The organism is Comamonas sp. Z3, assembly GCF_008121565.1.
Taxonomy (GTDB): Bacteria; Pseudomonadota; Gammaproteobacteria; order Burkholderiales; family Burkholderiaceae_C; genus Comamonas; species Comamonas brasiliensis.
The window spans coordinates 124,078-140,147 of record NZ_VOQU01000010.1 but is presented as its reverse complement, the minus strand read 5'-3'; the positions used below and the strand labels follow the sequence as shown (position 1 = coordinate 140,147).

Genomic DNA, 16,070 nt, shown 5'->3' with positions numbered 1-16,070 from the left:
AAAAAAAGGAGCCTGAGCTCCTTTTTTGCTGAATGCCTGAACAGGCTTAATGCATGTGCAGACCGCCGTTGACCGCAAAGTCAGCGCCGGTGGAATAGCTACCCTCTTCCGAAGCCAGCCAGGAGATGATGGAGGCAATCTCTGCAGGCTCGCCCAGACGCTTGACGGGCACGCCCGCCACGATCTTTTCGAGTACATCGGGACGAATGGCCTTGACCATATCGGTGCCGATATAGCCCGGGCTGACCGTATTCACGGTCACTCCCTTGGCGGCCATCTCTTGCGCCAGCGCCATGGTGAAGCCATGCATGCCCGCCTTGGCGGCCGAGTAGTTGGTCTGGCCGGCCTGGCCCTTGGCACCGTTGACCGAGCTGATGTTGATGATGCGGCCCCAGCCCTTTTCCACCATGTCTGCCACCACCTGCTTGGTGACGTTGAACATGGAGTTGAGGTTGGTTTCGATGACCGACTTCCAGTCATCCGGCGTCATCTTGACGAACATTCGGTCGCGAGTGATACCCGCGTTGTTCACCAGCACATCAATGTTGCCGTGCTCTGCCTTGGTCTGGTTGAAGGCTTCGACGGTGGATTCCCAATCCCCCACATTGCCAACCGAGGCATAAAACGTGTAACCCAATTGCGCCTGCTCGTCCAGCCACTTGCGGTAGTCGCGCGATGGTCCGCAACCCGCGATCACCTTGAAGCCATCCTTATGCAAACGCTGGCAGATTGCGGTACCGATACCGCCCATGCCCCCCGTGACGTACGCTACTTTCTGACCCATTCATCTCTCCTGTCAATCAATGGTTATTTCACGATCACCCTATCAACGATAAACACTCTTAGGTATTGCTTATCGTTTTGAACGCCACACACCCTGCACGCTGGCCATGCCAGTATGCAATCGAGTAGGTCCGAATGAACCCGCTTTCGCCGTGGTTTACCTCGTGATCTTCCCTAGGGTCGATGGGAGGCGGGCTTCAGCAGGCTGCTCAGACTGCCCGGCCTTCAGGAGCACCGCAGCAGTCTGCAATCCTGAAGCCTCAGCAGGCTTCCAGAGCCATAGCAACACCCATGCCACCGCCGATGCACAGGCCGGCCAGGCCCTTCTTGGCACCGCTGCGCTGCATTTCATGCAGCAGCGTCACCAGAATGCGGCAGCCCGATGCACCAATGGGGTGACCGATGGCGATGGCACCGCCGTTGACGTTGACCTTGGCGGTGTCAATGCCCAGATCCTGGTTCACCGCGCAGGCCTGTGCGGCAAAGGCTTCGTTGAGCTCGAACAGGTCCACATCGGCAGCCTTCCAGCCGGCGCGATCCAGTGCCTTGCGCGTGGCATAGACAGGGCCCAGGCCCATGACCTCTGGGGCCAGGCCGCTGGTGGCATAAGACACGATCTTGGCCAGAGGCTTGAGGCCCAGAGCCTTGGCCTTGGCCGCCGTCATCACCACCACGGCTGCGGCGCCGTCGTTCAGACCCGAGGCATTGCCGGCGGTCACCGAACCCGCCTTGTCGAAAGCGGGCTTGAGGGTGGCGAGCACATCGGCATTGGTCTTGCGGTTGATGTATTCGTCGCTGTCGAAGACGATGGGGTCTCCCTTGCGCTGGGGAATGTTCACAGGAACGATTTCGTCCTTGAACTTGCCCGCATCCTGCGCAGCCGCAGCCTTTTGCTGGCTGGCCAGCGCCAGCGCATCCTGCTGTGCCCGGCTGACGCTTTTTTCCTTGGCCACGTTCTCGGCAGTGATGCCCATGTGGTACTGGTTGTAGGCATCCCACAGACCATCCACGATCATGGTGTCCACCATCTTCCAATCGCCCATGCGCTGGCCGTCGCGCGAATTGGGTACGGCATGGGGGGACAGGCTCATGTTTTCCTGACCGCCGGCAACCACGATTTCGCTGTCTCCGGTTGCCACGGCCTGAGCCGCCAGCATCACGGCCTTCAGGCCGGAGCCGCAGACGGCATTGATCGTCAGCGCAGGAGTCTCCTTGGCAATGCCGGCCGCCATCATGGCCTGACGTGCAGGGTTCTGTCCGGTCGCTGCCGTCAGCACCTGACCCATGATGACTTCACCGACCTGGTCCTTGCCCACCTTGGCACGGGCCAGAGCCTCGGAAATCACGGTCGCACCCAGCTGGGTTGCAGGAATCTTGGCCAGAGAGCCGCCGAACTTGCCGACCGCCGTACGCACGGCGGAAACGATAACGATGTCTTCCATTGCTGACGAACCTTTCTAGGTTTCTTACAAGTGATGCATGCGTGCGGGTCGCATTCTGTTCATCGTGCCACCCGACGCTTCCTATCACGGTGCAAGCCTTGTTTGCTGCACCGCAATATGGAACTGATTGTGCCTCATGCCTCTCTCAGGCTTTTGACAGAACGTAGCGACCCGGTGCCTCTTCGATGGCTGCATAGGCGCGCGCACGGCCATAGTTCCTGGGAGCCGCCAGCTGCTTGCCCGCATGGCTGCCCAACCAGGCGCTCCAGTCGGTCCACCAGCTTCCCGGATACTCCGTGGCATCGGCCAGCCAGTCGCTGAACGACTCTGGAAACTCGCCATCCTCACGCAGCCAGTGGCTGCGCTTGTTCTTGGCCGGAGGATTGATGACGCCGGCGATATGGCCGGAGGCCCCCATCACGAAACGCAGCTCACCGCCCAGCACCTGGGAGGAGGCGTAGGCCGCGCCGACAGGGACGATATGGTCCTCGCGCGAGCCGTAGATATAGACCGGCATCTTGAGCTGACCCATATCGATCTTCTCGCCGCACACGGTCAGCACGCCAGGCTTGATCAGATTGTTTTCGAGGTAGAGATTGCGCAGATACCAGGCGTAGAACGGGCCGGGCAGATTGGTCGAGTCACTGTTCCAGTAAAGCAGATCGAAGGGCGGCGGCGTTTCGCCCTTGAGGTAGTTGCCCACCACATAGTTCCAGACCAGATCGTTCGGCCGCAGAAAGCTGAAAGTGGACGCCATGTCCTGACCCTTCATCAGCCCGCCCTTGCCCATCTGCATCTCGCGCAGACGCACCATGTTTTCATCGATGAAGATATCCAGAATGCCGGTGTCGCGAAAGTCGATCAGCGTGGTCAGCAGCGTCATGCTGGCCACGGGGAATGGATGGGCCTGCGTCTTGACCGCAGCAGCCGTCCTGCTGCCGGTCTTTGCTGCAGCAGCGCGGCTGCGCGCAGGCCTGGCGGCTGGTAGCTCTCCATGCTCGCGGGCGTGGCGTGCGGCCAGCACCGCCATGGCCGTGGAGACCATGGTGCCGCCCACGCAAAAGCCCAGCACATTGATTTGCGGCGCCTCGCAGATGTCCTGCACCGTGCTCACGGCCTTGAGCACGCCATCTTCGATGTAGTCGTCCCAGGTCTTGTGGCCCAGGCTTTCGTCGGGATTTCGCCAACTGACCACAAAGGTGCGATGGCCCTGGCTGACGGCATAGCGAATGACCGAGTTGTCCGGCTGCAGATCCAGGATGTAGAACTTGTTGATGCAGGGCGGCACCATCAGAAAAGGCTTCTCGAAGACCTTGGCCGTCAGCGGCTTGTATTCGATGAGCTGGAACAGCTCGTTCTCGAAAACCACCGCGCCTTCGGTGGTCGCCACGTTCTGTCCCACGGTGAACAGGCTTTCGTCGGTCATGGAGACATGACCTTGACGCATGTCGGCCAGCAGGTTGGCAATGCCCTGGGCCAGGCTCTCGCCCTTGGTTTCCACGACCTTGTTGAGCGCATCGGCATTCAGCGCCAGAAAATTGCTGGGCGCCATGGCCGCCACCCACTGCTCGACCGCGAAGCGCACGCGGTTGCGCGTTTTCTCGTCACCCTGCACTGCCTCGGCCATGCCGGTCAGCATGCGGCTGCCGAGCAGATAGTTGGCTGCGGCCATCGCCGCAACAGGATTGGCGCTCCATTCGGGCTTGGCGAAGCGCTTGTCCTTGGCCAGCAGGGCCTGAACCTGATTGGCATCCGCAAGCGACTGCACGGACTGGAGATACTCCTGCTGCAACCCCTGCAGTTTGGGGGTATCGAACTGAACCGTCTGAGCCGAGCCGGCCGCCACCTGGGGCATGGCCGACTGCATGGCCTCCGTGATGGAGGCCCAGGGGTTGGGTGCAGCGCCCAGACCCGGCATGGCGCTGAGGCCCATGGGGGCACCGGCCTGCATTTGCTGGAGCGTCTGTAGACTTTTGCTCCAATGCTCCTGCCAGAATTGTTGAACGGATTGGCCAGCCTGGCCCCAGCTCGGGTCAAAATTCATGCTTACATCCTAGTCAAGGCAAGCGACCGGCGATCTCAGGGTCTGGGGACGCTTGCGGAATCTGCAATACGGCTCACACGGCGGCATTGTCACCTATGTGCCACTCGGTTCCGACAAGAAGCTGCGTCATTTCGCCGTTATGAAGCTGTTTTGACACAAAACACAGTGCTGCCGACATGCCTGGCGACTCTTAAGATAGACACCATGTACCTCATAGCCATCGCCTGGATGTACGTTGTCGTGATGATGACGATCGCCGAGGCAGCCAGCCCCGGCGGCACCCTGCTGGGTGCATTTTTCACCTTTGTGCTCTATGGTCTGCTGCCGCTTTCCATCCTGCTCTACATACTGGGCACGCCGGCCAGAAAGCGCCGCCTCAAAGCCCGCCAGGAGCAGGAAGCACTAGCTGCAGGACACGTGCCGCCTAGCCCCGATTCAGGCGTCGCGCCAGATGCTGGCAGCCAACCGACCGCTGCTGCCCAGACGGACGGCATCGCGTCGGTGCGAGAAGAAACGTGATGCATTGCTGACCGTGCACCAGGGCTGGCTGCCATCGTTGCCGAAGATTGCAGCAATGCCCAAAGCAGCAAGCCTCTGACGCGCCAGTTGCGCCAGATCGGCCAGATATTTGCCCCTGCTGCCCGCTACCGGCACAAAATGCTGCGCAGCACCAGGGTCATGGGCCATAAAGATATCGCGCACCTCGGCCCCCACCTCGAAGGAATCGGGGCCTATGCATGGGCCCAGCCAGACCTGGCTGTGCGCAGCAATCCGGGAGCGCTCTGTTTCAGCCCCTGAGAGCGATGGCTGCATCTGCACCTTGCGACAGAAAGCTTCGAAAAGTGTCTCCAGCACACCGCCGGGCAAGGGCCCGTCAGACGGCTTTCTGCCGGGCGGCATGCCGGCCAGACCGCGCCAGCCCGCATGGGCCGCCCCCACGACCAACCCCGAATCATGGGCCAGCAACACGGGCAGGCAGTCCGCCACCATGATGGTGCAGACCACGCCTGCCTCGTCGCTCACACAGGCATCAAAGGCCGCACCGTTGGATTCGGCCACATTGCCTGCATCCAGCGTCAGCACGCCCACACCATGCACCTGCTGCAAGAACGCCGTACAGGCACCAGGCGTGCGGGCCTGCAGCGCCGCATTGAACAGTTCACGGTTGCGGCGCACATGAGCGGGGTCATCGCCCACATGCTCGCCCAGATTCAAGCTCCCCCAGGGGGCCTGACTGACGCCGCCCTCGCGCGAGGTACAAAGCGCATGCACGCCGGGCAAGGCAGGCCATTCAGGAACCAGCCAGGAGTCGGGCCAGGAGTTCGACAGGTCCGGCCTGTAGTTCTCGCTCATGGCGCCCTCTTCACTCCGCATCCGGACAGGCCGAAGGATGGGCCTGCTTGAAAGCCGGCAAGGCGTTGCAGCGCTCGACCACGCCCATCAGGCGCGGCAACGCATCAAGATTCACATTGAAGCGCTGGGCGTTGTAGATCTGCGGCACCAGGCAGCATTCAGCCAGCGTGGGCGTGTCACCCCAGCAAAAAGTCGAGGGCACCAGCCCCGCGGCCTTGCGTTCGGCATCCAGCAGCGCCAGCTGACGCTCGAAGGCTTCGAGGCCGGAGCGTACCCAGTGCGCATACCAGCCATTCTTGGCTTCGTCGCCGACCCCCATTTGATGCACCAGATACTTGAGCACGCGCAGATTGTTGAGCGGATGGATTTCACAGGCCACCATCTGCGCCAATGCCCGCACATGGGCACGGCCCAGCGCGTCTGCGGGCAGCAATGGTGTTTGAGCATGGGTCTCATCGAGATATTCGATGATGGCCATGGACTGCGTGAGCCAGAGCCCTTCATCCGTCACCAGTGTGGGCACCAGGGCATCGCCCACATGGGAGGCATAGGCCGCAGCCTTTTGCTCGCCGCGCACCAGATGTACGGGTACGGAGTCATAGGGCAGGCCCTTGAGTTGCAGCGCAATGCGCACACGGTAAGAGGCGGAGGAGCGGAAATAGGTATGCAGCTTCATGATGTCGCCAGCATAGCGCGAGCCGCGCAGACTGGCATTTTCCCTAGGTCCGGAATACGTAAAAGCCGACGAACGCCGCGCCGCCGGCGCGCCCGCACCATGGCACACTGCTTGCCACATCAACCATTGCTGATTTCAGCGCCTGTTCCTGCCGAGGACCTCATGAGTTACGTGTTCACCCCCCCTGCTGTTGCCTGCCTGCCTGTTGTGGGCCGTGGCGAGCGCTTTCCCATTCACCGCATCTACTGCGTGGGCCGCAACTATGAGGATCACGCCAAGGAAATGGGCTTCACAGGCCGCGAGCCACCGTTCTTCTTCATGAAGCCTGCGGACGCGACCGTGGCGCTGGAAGCCGGCAGCACCGGCCAGGTGGCCTATCCCACGCTGACCCAGAACCTGCATCACGAGATCGAGCTGGTCGTCGCCATCGGCAAGGCCGGCAAGAACATCAAGGCCGCCGATGCACTGCAGTACATCTACGGCTATGCCGTGGGTCTGGACATGACGCGCCGCGATCTGCAAAACGAGATGAAAAAGCAGGGCCGCCCCTGGTGCATCGGCAAGGCTTTCGAGCAATCGGCTCCCATCGGTCCCATCACGCCAGCCGATCAGGCGGGCGACATCGCCAACGCCGAGATTTCGCTGCAGGTCAATGGCGACTATCGCCAGCGCAGCCACATCCACAAGCTGATCTGGAACATCGCCGAGACCATCGAACATCTGTCCAGCGCCTGGGAGCTGCAGCCCGGCGACCTGATCATGACCGGCACTCCCGAAGGCGTGGCCGCCGTGGTCAAGGGCGATGTGCTGGAAGGCGCCATCACCGGACTTGAGGCCATCAGGATCCAGATTGCCTGAAAACCGTTGGCGCACAAGCATTTAGCGCCAACCAAGCTCCAGGGGAGTCACACTGGCATCAGGGTGTGACTCCCTTTTTCATAGCTATTTGCACATGTCGGGCCTGCGCCTGCGGCCTGATTTGCTTATAGTTGCGGAATGATTTTTCGCAGCCCCATCAAGTTCTGCCGCGAATGCGGCACCGCAGTCACCTACCGCGTTCCTGACGATGGGGACACACGCGAACGTGCCGTTTGCCCGGCCTGCCACACCATCCACTATGAAAACCCGCTCAATGTGGTCGGCACCCTGCCCGTGACGGACGACGGGCGCGTGCTGCTGTGCAAGCGCAATATCGAACCGCGCCGCGGCAAGTGGACGCTGCCCGCGGGCTTCATGGAACTGGCCGAGACCACCAGCCGCGGAGCCCAGCGCGAAACCGACGAGGAAGCCGGAGCCGACATCGAACTGGGCAGGCTGTTCAGCCTCATCAACGTGCCCCAGGTGGGACAGGTCCACCTCTTCTATCTGGCCCGCCTCAGGAGCACCCAGCTCTACCCCGGCCCCGAGACCATGGAGGCCCAGCTGTTTGCCGAGGCCGACATCCCCTGGGAAGAAATCGCGTTTCGCACCGTCAAGCTCACTCTGGAGCGCTTCTTTGCCGACCGCAGGGCCGGCGTGCTGGAGCAGCCGCAGGTGCACTGCATAGACCTGATCTGAGCTGCCAGACTGGCTACCCACTTTCTCGCAGAAATCACCGCTCTGTCGTCGAGGGACAGAGGAAGTTGTCTGACGCCACGCTCACGTCTGCAGGCCAAAAATTACCAATGAATACAAATTGCGTGTGACCTGACATATCTCCTACGCAATGCTGTGAAAGGTCGAGCATGAGAGCGGGCATCGCGACGGAGTTCTGATCGCCAACGGGCATGGCGCCTGCTGGCTGTTTCGTACCCCCGTGCGCCTTGTGGATGCCTGAGCCCATGCTTCTACAGTCTATTTACTGGATGAGGCGTCATGAAGGCATCTTTGAGCCCCGCACTGAAGTCTCAACAATTGCTGCAGCGTGTCTGGGCTTTTGCGCTCCTGGCACTGATTCTGCTGCTCAGTGCCAGCTGCAGCCTGTACCTGCTCTCGGCCGTGCGCGCCTTCGTCAACGGAGAAAGCCTCTGGTCCAAGGCCCAGAAGGATGCGATCTACTCGCTGTCCCGCTATGCCGACGAAGGCAACCCGGTGGACTTCGCCCACTACCAGCGGGCCCTGCAGGTGCCCCGCGGGGATGCCGAGGCACGCATCGCCCTCTACGACAAGCCACTGCGCCTGGACCTGGCGCGCAAAGGCATAGAACAAGGCCAGAACCACCCCGATGACGTCAGCTCCCTGATCTGGCTGCTGCGCACGTTCCGCTACTTCAGCTGGGTGCAGGAGCCCGTGGCCTACTGGAAGCTGGGCGACGAATATCTGAATCAGCTGGACACCCTGGCCCAGGAAATCCGGCGCGGCTACGAAGTGGGCAATATCAGCCGCGAAAACATTGCCACCTGGAAGCGCGAGATCGACCTGATCAACCAGGGCGTGACGGCCCTGACCCGAGCCTTCAGCGACTCTCTGGGCCAAAGCTCGCGCAACATCGTCTGGCTGCTGCTCGCGCTCAACGGTGCCCTGGCTATCGGACTGGTGAGCCTGTGGGTCTGGAACACCTGGCGGCTGATCCTGCTGCGAGAGCAGGTTCAGGAAGGCCTGAACAGCGAGAAAGAGCGCGCGGAAACCACACTCGCAGCGCTCAGCGATGCGGTCATCACAACCAATGCCAAGGGCCTGATCAACTACGTCAACCCGGCCGCCATCGGCTTGTTGGGTCTGCAAAAGCAAAACTATCTGGACAAGCCCATCAAGCAGGTGCTGCAGTTCTACACCATGGACGCCTCCATCACCAGCGAAGGCCTGCTCGCCCAGCTGGTCAGCGAAACCAAGGAAAGCACCGTCGTGCGTGACGAGCAAACGCACTGGGTGCGCCGCACCGACCACAGCATCGTGCCGGTCAAGGTGCTGGGCTCCGCCATGCAGCGCGAGGGGCAGACATCGGGCGCCGTCTTCGTGCTGCGCGATGTATCGCGCGAGCAGCAATACATGGATCAGATCTCCTGGAACGCGCGCCACGACACGCTGACTGGGCTGGAAAACCGCGGCGAATTCGAGCGACGCCTGCAAAAAATGCTGACCCAGGGCCTGCATCAGGTCAAGCCCTATGCCCTGCTCTACATCGACCTTGACCAGTTCAAGCTCATCAACGAAACCAGCGGCCATGCCGCCGGCGACGAGGTGCTGTGCGAAGTCTCGCGCATGCTGCAGGCCAATCTGCGCGAAACCGATTGCCTGGCACGCATGGGCGGCGATGAGTTTGCCGTGCTGCTGGAAAACTGCCCCCCCTCCAATGTGGCAAGCATTGCCGAGAAGCTGCGCCTGGCAGCCCAGCAATTGCAAACCACATGGGGAGAGAAGATATTGCGCACCGGCTTTTCCATCGGTGCCGTGCATGTTCCGGGCGATGCGGTGAATGCCTCCGACCTGCTGCGCATGGTCGATATGGCCTGCTACCAGGCCAAGGAGCGTGGGCGCAACAAGGTCTTTTTCTACAAGGCCGAGGATGGAATCTACAGCCGCTATGTCAGCGAGATGGAATGGGCTACGCGCATTCGCACCGCCTTGGACGAAGAGCGCTTTTGCCTGTATGCCCAGAGCATTGCACCGCTGCAGCACAGCAAGAGCGGCAAGCATGGCGGCATGCACTTCGAGGTCCTGCTGCGCCTGCGCGACGAAAACGGACAGATACTGGCGCCCGGCCATTTCATCCCCGCCGCGGAGCGCTACGGACTGATGCCCTCGCTAGATCGCTGGGTGATCTCCAAGACTCTGCAGACGCTGGCCCAGCAGCCAGGACATGCCAAGCTGGTGGAAACCTGCGCCATCAATCTCTCCGGCCCCAGCCTGGACGACGACGGCCTGCTGGAGTTCGTGAAGGAGCAGCTGCAGCTGCACGCAATTGCAGCGCAGAAGCTGTGCTTTGAAATCACCGAAACCAGCGCCATCGGCAACCTCAGCAATGCCACGCGGCTGATTCAGGCGCTGCGCGCCCTGGGCTGCCGCTTTGCCCTCGATGATTTCGGTGTCGGCATGTCGTCGCTGACCTATCTGAAGCAGCTGCCCGTCGACTACCTCAAGATCGATGGCGGCTTTGTGCGCGACATGCTCAAGGACAAGGGCGATCACGCCATGGTGGAGATGATCAATCGCATCGGCCAGACCCTGGGCAAAAAAACGGTTGCCGAGTTCGTCGAAAGCCGCGAAATCGCCGAGGAACTCATGAGCATGGGCGTGGACTATGTCCAGGGCTACGCCATCGCCCGCCCCAAGCCCATGACCAGCGAATACTTTGCTCCCACGCAGGAAAACCAGCTGCCCCAGTGGTGCGGGGCACTGGCCATGAGCTGAAAGCAGCGCACGCCAGCAATAAAAAACGACGCCTGAGGCGTCGTTTTCCTTTTTAGGCGGCACTCAGGCTGCTGCCATCAGCGAGGCTTGCGCGAAGCCTGACCCGCAGACTTCGCCGGCCTGGCTCCAGGCCGGGCCTTGCCCGTCACACCGGCACGCGGAGGCAGGCCTGTGTGCTGGGTCAGCATCTTGCCGGGTTGGGGCTGGCTGCTGCGAAAGCGCACATCCCCCTTGGGCTCAAGGCCTGCATCATCCTGGCGACGACGCACGGCCACGGCCTTGCCATCCTTGTTGGTGGTGTAGCCGATGCCGCCACCGCTCTTGGACGAGGTGCTGTTCTTCTTGCGAGCACTCTGATAGCTGCCGTCGACCAGAGGCTGGAAGGTCGGAATCAGATGCTGCTTGCCGTTGCCGATCAAATCAGCACGACCCATGGTCTTGAGCGCCTCGCGCAGCAGCGGCCAGTTGTTGGGGTCGTGATAGCGCAGAAAAGCCTTGTGCAGACGGCGGCGCTTTTCACCGCGCACGATGTCCACGCGCTCCTCGTCCTCGTCGCGCATCTGCCGGCGCACCTTGGTCAGCGTATTGCGGCCGCTGTGGTACATGGCCGTAGCCGTGGCCATGGGGCTGGGATAGAAGGTCTGCACCTGGTCGGCGCGGAAGCCGTTCTTCTTGAGCCAGATGGCCAGATTCATCATGTCTTCATCGCTGGTGCCCGGGTGGGCGGCGATGAAATAGGGAATCAGGAACTGCTTCTTGCCGGCCTCTTCGCTGAACTTCTCGAACAGCTGCTTGAACTTGTCATAGCTGCCGATGCCCGGCTTCATCATCTTGGTCAGCGGGCCTTGCTCGGTGTGCTCGGGGGCGATCTTCAGATAGCCGCCCACATGGTGCTGGACCAGTTCCTTGACGTACTCGGGCGACTTCACGGCCAGGTCGTAGCGCAGACCCGAGCCGATCAGGATCTTCTTGATGCCGGGCAGCTTGCGCGCGCGGCGGTAGATCTTGATCAGCGGCCCGTGGTCGGTATGCAGGTTCTGGCAAATGCCGGGGAAGACGCAGCTGGGCTTGCGGCAGGCGGCCTCGATCTGCGGACTCTTGCAGCCCAGGCGATACATATTGGCCGTGGGCCCGCCCAGGTCGGAGATGGTGCCGGTAAAGCCCTTGACCTTGTCGCGGATCTCCTCGAGCTCCTGGATGATGGAATCTTCCGAGCGGCTCTGGATGATGCGGCCCTCGTGCTCGGTGATGGAGCAGAAGGTGCAGCCACCGAAGCAGCCGCGCATGATGTTCACCGAAGTGCGAATCATCTCCCAGGCCGGAATCTTGGTTGCGCCCTCGTGGCTGCCGCTTTCGTCGGCATAGACAGGATGCGGGCTGCGGGCATAGGGAAGACCGAAAACCCAGTCCATCTCGGCCGTGGTCAGAGGAATGGGCGGCGGGTTCATCCACACATCGCGCGCCGTGGCTCCCTCGCCATGGGCCTGGACCAGCGCACGGGCATTGCCGGGGTTGGTCTCCAGATGCAGAACGCGATTGGCGTGGGCGTACAGAACCGGATCGCTCTTGACCTCTTCGTAGCTGGGCAGACGCAGCACAGTGCGCTCGCGCGGGGGCAGCTTGGACTTGCTGCGCAGCGAAAGATTGGGCACGAACTGGATGGGCTGGACCTTGGCTACCGATGCGCCGTCATTGGGGCCGTCCGCTTCAGATTTCGCGGCATCTTCCTTGGAGCAGCTCTGGCCCTGGGCCTCGGCCTGCTCGCTGGTCGTCATATAGGGGTTGATATGGGGCTCGACTTCGCCGGGCTCGTCCACCGTAGTGGAGTCGACTTCGAACCAGCCTTCCTCCGAAGCACGGCGAAAGAACGAAGTACCGCGCACATCGGTGATCTGCTCCACCGGCTCGCGCGCCGCGATGCGGTGCGCCACTTCGACCAGGGCACGTTCGGCATTGCCGTAGAGCAGGATGTCGCATTTGCTGTCCACCACGATGGAGCGACGCACCTTGTCGCTCCAGTAGTCGTAGTGGGCAATGCGACGCAGCGAACCCTCGATGCCGCCCAGCACGATGGGCACATCCTTGTAGGCTTCGCGGCAGCGCTGGCTGTAAACGATGGCCGCCCGATCGGGGCGCTTGCCGGCCACATCGCCGGGGGTGTAGGCATCGTCGCTGCGAATCTTGCGATCAGCCGTGTAACGGTTGATCATCGAGTCCATGTTGCCGGCCGTCACGCCCCAGAACAGATTGGGCTTGCCCAGGGCCTTGAAGGCCTCGGCGCTGGTCCAGTCGGGCTGGGCGATGATGCCCACGCGAAAGCCTTGCGCCTCCAGCACGCGACCGATGACGGCCATGCCGAAGCTCGGGTGATCCACATAGGCATCGCCCGTGACCAGAATGATGTCGCAGCTGTCCCAGCCGAGCTGATCCATCTCCGCGCGACTCATGGGCAGGAACGGCGCCGGGCCGAAGCGCTTGGCCCAGTACGGCTTGTAGCTGGTCAGCGGCTTGGCATCGCGATGGAAAAAGGAAACATCAACCGGGGCGTTCATGTGGATGGGCTTTATATGGCCTCATGGCCTATGCGGAGAAAGAACCCGTCAGTTTACTTTTCCGCCCTCGGCCTTGCACGAGCAAGGTCTTGCGAAAAAAGGGCTGAAACTCTGAACTTCATAGCAGCCAGCGCTTGTGACCATTGAAATTCAATGCTTAAAACATCTTAAACCTTTGATTGACAAGCGCCAGATACTCACTTATTAATAGCATCAAAATACCGCCGCCACGCTGCCTCAATCCTTTTCCTGGCCCGTCACGGCACCGGTGACCGGGTCCAGCCGCAGCTTCATGACCGTCTGGTCGGCCCGCAGCAACTTGACCTTGTAGCTAGTCCTGCCCCAGTCCGAATCCAGCTGGGCCTCCAGCGGCTTGCCCGGCAAGGAGGCAACGGCGGCATCGACCGCCTGCGCCAGCGTGATCCGGGTATCGGCCAGACGCTTGACATGCTTGGCCTCGGCCCGTCCCTTGTTCTTCTCCACGGCGGCATCGCCGGTGCTGGCATTCACACGCAGCCTGATTTCCTCGTTCGCCGGCGACACCAGGGTGACCGCGTAATAAGGAGCGGCGCCTTTCTTGCCCTCTTCCAGCTCGGCGTCTATCGCGTTTCCGGAAACGACGGCCTGGGCTTTCTCGACGGCCTGGGTCAGGCCGATCTGGACGGCACCGGTCAGGGCCAGCCATTCGGCAGCCGATCTGGCCAGGGCCGGAGCCGCGCTCCATCCGGACAGACTCAGGGTGGCAGCTAGCAGCAAGGTGCTGGAACGCAATCTCATGAACCCATCCTCCGGCAGTGGCGACCCTTGCAGTCTGCCCCGATTCCGGAGCTCGGGCTTGTCAGATATCAAGCCGTATCGACTTTGAGAAAATCCATGCAAAGCCTTTGCCAGACAAAGCGTTCTCGCTATGACATTCAAGAGTCCCGTGCAAACAGCCCGCCAGGGCCGGGCCTTGGCGGGCTGCAATCGGATCGGAAACAGGCCGCTGGCTTACAGATCGCGCTGGGCTGCGGCAATCAACTCGCCGAACTGACCGGCATCACCCAGCCGATTGGCGGCCAGCAGCGCCAGCTTGACCAGCAGCAGCTCGGACTTGTCCGCGCCCACGGCATCGATGGCGACAGCCAGCTGGTCGTACACGGTCTCCAGACCGGCGATATCAAGGGTGGTGGGTTTCATTTGCATCTCTCCTCAGGCGGGCAGGGCCGCCTTGAATGCCGCTTGCAGGCGATTGACGTCCAGCGCCATCCAGCGCGCACAGACATGTTGATCGGGACGCAGCAGATAGGCAGCGCCATCGGCCATCACGCCATAGCGGGCGCGGCAACGGCCTTCGCTGTCGTCGAGCACCAGATCGGCACCCTGTATCGCGCTGGCGACCTGGCTGCTGACGGCAATCAGGCGCACGCCGATGCCGCGAGCCCTGATCCCGGCCACGACCGCTTGCAGTTCGGCAGGTATCGCCTTGCCGTTCGTGAAATACAGCAGATCGAAGCCGCCACCCAGATGGTCGAGCAGATAGCTGTCCGGCGCAAAGCGTACGTTCAGAGGCGGCGCGCCGTGGGCGGGGCCGGCCTTGAACAGCAGATTGTCGTCGCCCATGCTGTTGAGCGGCGAGCCGCCGTACTCATGCGGGCGCGAGGTGCGCCAGTGGTAGAGCGGGCCGACAAAGGGCTGGCTCAGCGACAGGGACAGCACGGCGTCACGCAGCAGCCTGAAGCCACGGCTCGGCGGCGCCATGAAACGCGTGCTCTTGCCAGCCTCCTCCACAATCTCGCGGGCCGCACCCACGCGCTCGCTACTATAGCTTTGCAGCAGCGCGGCGCTGGCCGCCCCCTTGGCGACGAGTGCCAGACGCCAGCCCAGGCCCTGGGCATCCTGAAAACCGGTGTTGGCGCCGCGCACGCCGAAGATGGGCAGCATATGGGCGGCGTCGCCCGCAAAGATCACGCGGCCATGCACATAGTCGGGGAGGGTCAGCGCGCGGGCCGAGTAGACGGAGCTCCAGTCCATCTCCCAGGGCGTGCCGCCAAAGCCGATCATCTCCAGCTGCGCATCGATGCGCGCCTTCAGCGACTCGGGCCTGAGCGCATCCTCGGGATCTTCGCCAGCAGGCAGCTGGTAGTCCACACGCCAGATGCCATGCGGCTCGCGGTGCATGAGGATGGTGTTGCCCGGGTTCCATGAGGGATCGAAGAATGCGAGGCGCTCGGTAGGCAGGGGCAGGTCGATACGAATGTCGGCGATCACGAAGCGGCCCTCGTAGGAGGCACCTTCCATCAGCAGACTCATGGCCGTGCGAATCCCGGAGCGCGCGCCGTCGCAGGCCACCAGCCAGTCGGCCCGCAGCCCGTAGCTGCCTTCAGGGGTGTCCACTTCCACCCAGGCCTGCTCGCCCTTTTGCTCGACCTTGCTCACGCGATTGCCCCAGCGCAGCTCGATCAGCGGGTTGGCCTGTGCTGCATCGACCAGGTATTCCTCAAGGTACTGCTGCTGCAGATTGATCATGGGAAAGAAGCGGTCGTCGTCGGCACGCGCGTTCTCCATGCGAAACACGCGCTGGCCGCGGTAGATGCTGTTGCCGTAGCACCAGGGCAGTCCGGTCTCCGTCACACGCTGGGCCACGCCCACCTGTTGCAGGATTTCCATGGAGCGGCGCGTGAACACGATGGCACGGCTGCCTTCGGACACCTGCAACTCGGACTCCAGCACCACGCAGCGCTGGCCGTGGCGGGCAATCTCCAGCGCCGTGGTCAGGCCCACGGGGCCGGTGCCGACGATGACGATGGGGTGGTTTTGCCCGCCCGGATGTCGGGAGGCAAGCCAGGGCTGGTGCACCTGGTACTGGTAGTAGATGGAGCGGCGTGGCTCGGCAAATGGCTGATGCATGT

Annotated in this window: 13 protein-coding genes; 4 read left to right on the top strand and 9 right to left on the bottom strand. The window is 62.1% G+C overall.

Going from position 1 to position 16,070, the window contains the following annotated elements; all coding sequences use genetic code 11:
* Positions 1-46: 46 nt before the first annotated feature.
* The 3 genes from phbB to FSY59_RS25355 all read right to left on the bottom strand — a co-directional run bounded on the left by phbB (position 47) and on the right by FSY59_RS25355 (position 4,269).
* Positions 47-784: an acetoacetyl-CoA reductase gene (gene phbB / locus FSY59_RS25365; protein ID WP_003054817.1), complete on the bottom strand. Its 738-nt coding sequence runs from the start codon at positions 782-784 to the stop codon at positions 47-49.
* 259 nt (positions 785-1,043) lie between these two features.
* Entirely contained in the window at positions 1,044-2,225 is a 1,182-nt protein-coding gene (locus FSY59_RS25360; protein WP_003054815.1) for an acetyl-CoA C-acetyltransferase, read from the bottom strand.
* Positions 2,226-2,370: 145 nt separating this feature from the next.
* Entirely contained in the window at positions 2,371-4,269 is a 1,899-nt protein-coding gene (locus tag FSY59_RS25355; protein WP_148729898.1) for an alpha/beta hydrolase, read from the bottom strand.
* A 204-nt stretch (positions 4,270-4,473) separates the two neighbouring features.
* Between FSY59_RS25355 and FSY59_RS25350 the strand changes: the two genes are divergently transcribed.
* Complete coding sequence (locus tag FSY59_RS25350; protein WP_080990302.1) at positions 4,474-4,788, top strand: hypothetical protein; 315 nt, start codon at positions 4,474-4,476, stop codon at positions 4,786-4,788.
* Here the strand turns inward: FSY59_RS25350 and FSY59_RS25345 are convergent.
* Both FSY59_RS25345 and maiA read right to left on the bottom strand, forming a co-directional pair.
* Positions 4,705-5,622: a polyphenol oxidase family protein gene (locus tag FSY59_RS25345; RefSeq protein ID WP_043376502.1), complete on the bottom strand. Its 918-nt coding sequence runs from the start codon at positions 5,620-5,622 to the stop codon at positions 4,705-4,707. The genes FSY59_RS25350 and FSY59_RS25345 overlap by 84 nt on opposite strands.
* Before the next feature lie 10 nt (positions 5,623-5,632).
* The gene (gene maiA, locus FSY59_RS25340) at positions 5,633-6,298 is read right to left on the bottom strand and encodes a maleylacetoacetate isomerase (protein ID WP_029158515.1); all 666 of its coding nucleotides are present in this window, start codon (positions 6,296-6,298) and stop codon (positions 5,633-5,635) included.
* 162 nt (positions 6,299-6,460) lie between these two features.
* Between maiA and FSY59_RS25335 the strand changes: the two genes are divergently transcribed.
* The 3 genes from FSY59_RS25335 (at position 6,461) to FSY59_RS25325 (ending at position 10,627) form a co-directional block, all read left to right on the top strand.
* On the top strand, positions 6,461-7,156 hold the full coding sequence (locus FSY59_RS25335) for a fumarylacetoacetate hydrolase family protein (RefSeq protein WP_003054810.1): 696 nt from the start codon (positions 6,461-6,463) through the stop codon (positions 7,154-7,156).
* Positions 7,157-7,294: 138 nt separating this feature from the next.
* Positions 7,295-7,855 carry an NUDIX hydrolase gene (locus tag FSY59_RS25330; RefSeq protein ID WP_003054809.1) on the top strand — a complete coding sequence of 187 codons (561 nt, stop codon included), beginning with the start codon at positions 7,295-7,297 and terminating at the stop codon, positions 7,853-7,855.
* A gap of 297 nt (positions 7,856-8,152) precedes the next feature.
* The gene (locus FSY59_RS25325; protein WP_029158420.1) at positions 8,153-10,627 is read left to right on the top strand and encodes a bifunctional diguanylate cyclase/phosphodiesterase; all 2,475 of its coding nucleotides are present in this window, start codon (positions 8,153-8,155) and stop codon (positions 10,625-10,627) included.
* Positions 10,628-10,704: 77 nt separating this feature from the next.
* Here the strand turns inward: FSY59_RS25325 and FSY59_RS25320 are convergent, their stop codons facing one another.
* The 4 genes from FSY59_RS25320 to FSY59_RS25305 all read right to left on the bottom strand — a co-directional run bounded on the left by FSY59_RS25320 (position 10,705) and on the right by FSY59_RS25305 (position 16,068).
* A complete protein-coding gene (locus tag FSY59_RS25320; protein ID WP_003054805.1) occupies positions 10,705-13,179 on the bottom strand; it encodes a YgiQ family radical SAM protein in 2,475 nt (824 codons plus the stop codon).
* Positions 13,180-13,416: 237 nt separating this feature from the next.
* Positions 13,417-13,956: a PepSY domain-containing protein gene (locus tag FSY59_RS25315; protein ID WP_003054803.1), complete on the bottom strand. Its 540-nt coding sequence runs from the start codon at positions 13,954-13,956 to the stop codon at positions 13,417-13,419.
* Between the two features lie 213 nt (positions 13,957-14,169).
* On the bottom strand, positions 14,170-14,358 hold the full coding sequence (locus FSY59_RS25310; RefSeq protein WP_003054801.1) for a hypothetical protein: 189 nt from the start codon (positions 14,356-14,358) through the stop codon (positions 14,170-14,172).
* A 12-nt stretch (positions 14,359-14,370) separates the two neighbouring features.
* Entirely contained in the window at positions 14,371-16,068 is a 1,698-nt protein-coding gene (locus tag FSY59_RS25305; protein WP_148729897.1) for an FAD-dependent monooxygenase, read from the bottom strand.
* Positions 16,069-16,070: the final 2 nt, after the last annotated feature.

Coding starts and splice junctions, on each gene's coding strand:
- phbB (WP_003054817.1), bottom strand. CDS start 784: ATGGGTCAGAAAGTAGCGTACGTCACGGGGGGCATGGGCGGTATCGGT.
- FSY59_RS25360 (WP_003054815.1), bottom strand. CDS start 2,225: ATGGAAGACATCGTTATCGTTTCCGCCGTGCGTACGGCGGTCGGCAAG.
- FSY59_RS25355 (WP_148729898.1), bottom strand. CDS start 4,269: ATGAATTTTGACCCGAGCTGGGGCCAGGCTGGCCAATCCGTTCAACAA.
- FSY59_RS25350 (WP_080990302.1), top strand. CDS start 4,474: ATGTACCTCATAGCCATCGCCTGGATGTACGTTGTCGTGATGATGACG.
- FSY59_RS25345 (WP_043376502.1), bottom strand. CDS start 5,622: ATGAGCGAGAACTACAGGCCGGACCTGTCGAACTCCTGGCCCGACTCC.
- maiA (WP_029158515.1), bottom strand. CDS start 6,298: ATGAAGCTGCATACCTATTTCCGCTCCTCCGCCTCTTACCGTGTGCGC.
- FSY59_RS25335 (WP_003054810.1), top strand. CDS start 6,461: ATGAGTTACGTGTTCACCCCCCCTGCTGTTGCCTGCCTGCCTGTTGTG.
- FSY59_RS25330 (WP_003054809.1), top strand. CDS start 7,295: ATGATTTTTCGCAGCCCCATCAAGTTCTGCCGCGAATGCGGCACCGCA.
- FSY59_RS25325 (WP_029158420.1), top strand. CDS start 8,153: ATGAAGGCATCTTTGAGCCCCGCACTGAAGTCTCAACAATTGCTGCAG.
- FSY59_RS25320 (WP_003054805.1), bottom strand. CDS start 13,179: ATGAACGCCCCGGTTGATGTTTCCTTTTTCCATCGCGATGCCAAGCCG.
- FSY59_RS25315 (WP_003054803.1), bottom strand. CDS start 13,956: ATGAGATTGCGTTCCAGCACCTTGCTGCTAGCTGCCACCCTGAGTCTG.
- FSY59_RS25310 (WP_003054801.1), bottom strand. CDS start 14,358: ATGAAACCCACCACCCTTGATATCGCCGGTCTGGAGACCGTGTACGAC.
- FSY59_RS25305 (WP_148729897.1), bottom strand. CDS start 16,068: ATGCATCAGCCATTTGCCGAGCCACGCCGCTCCATCTACTACCAGTAC.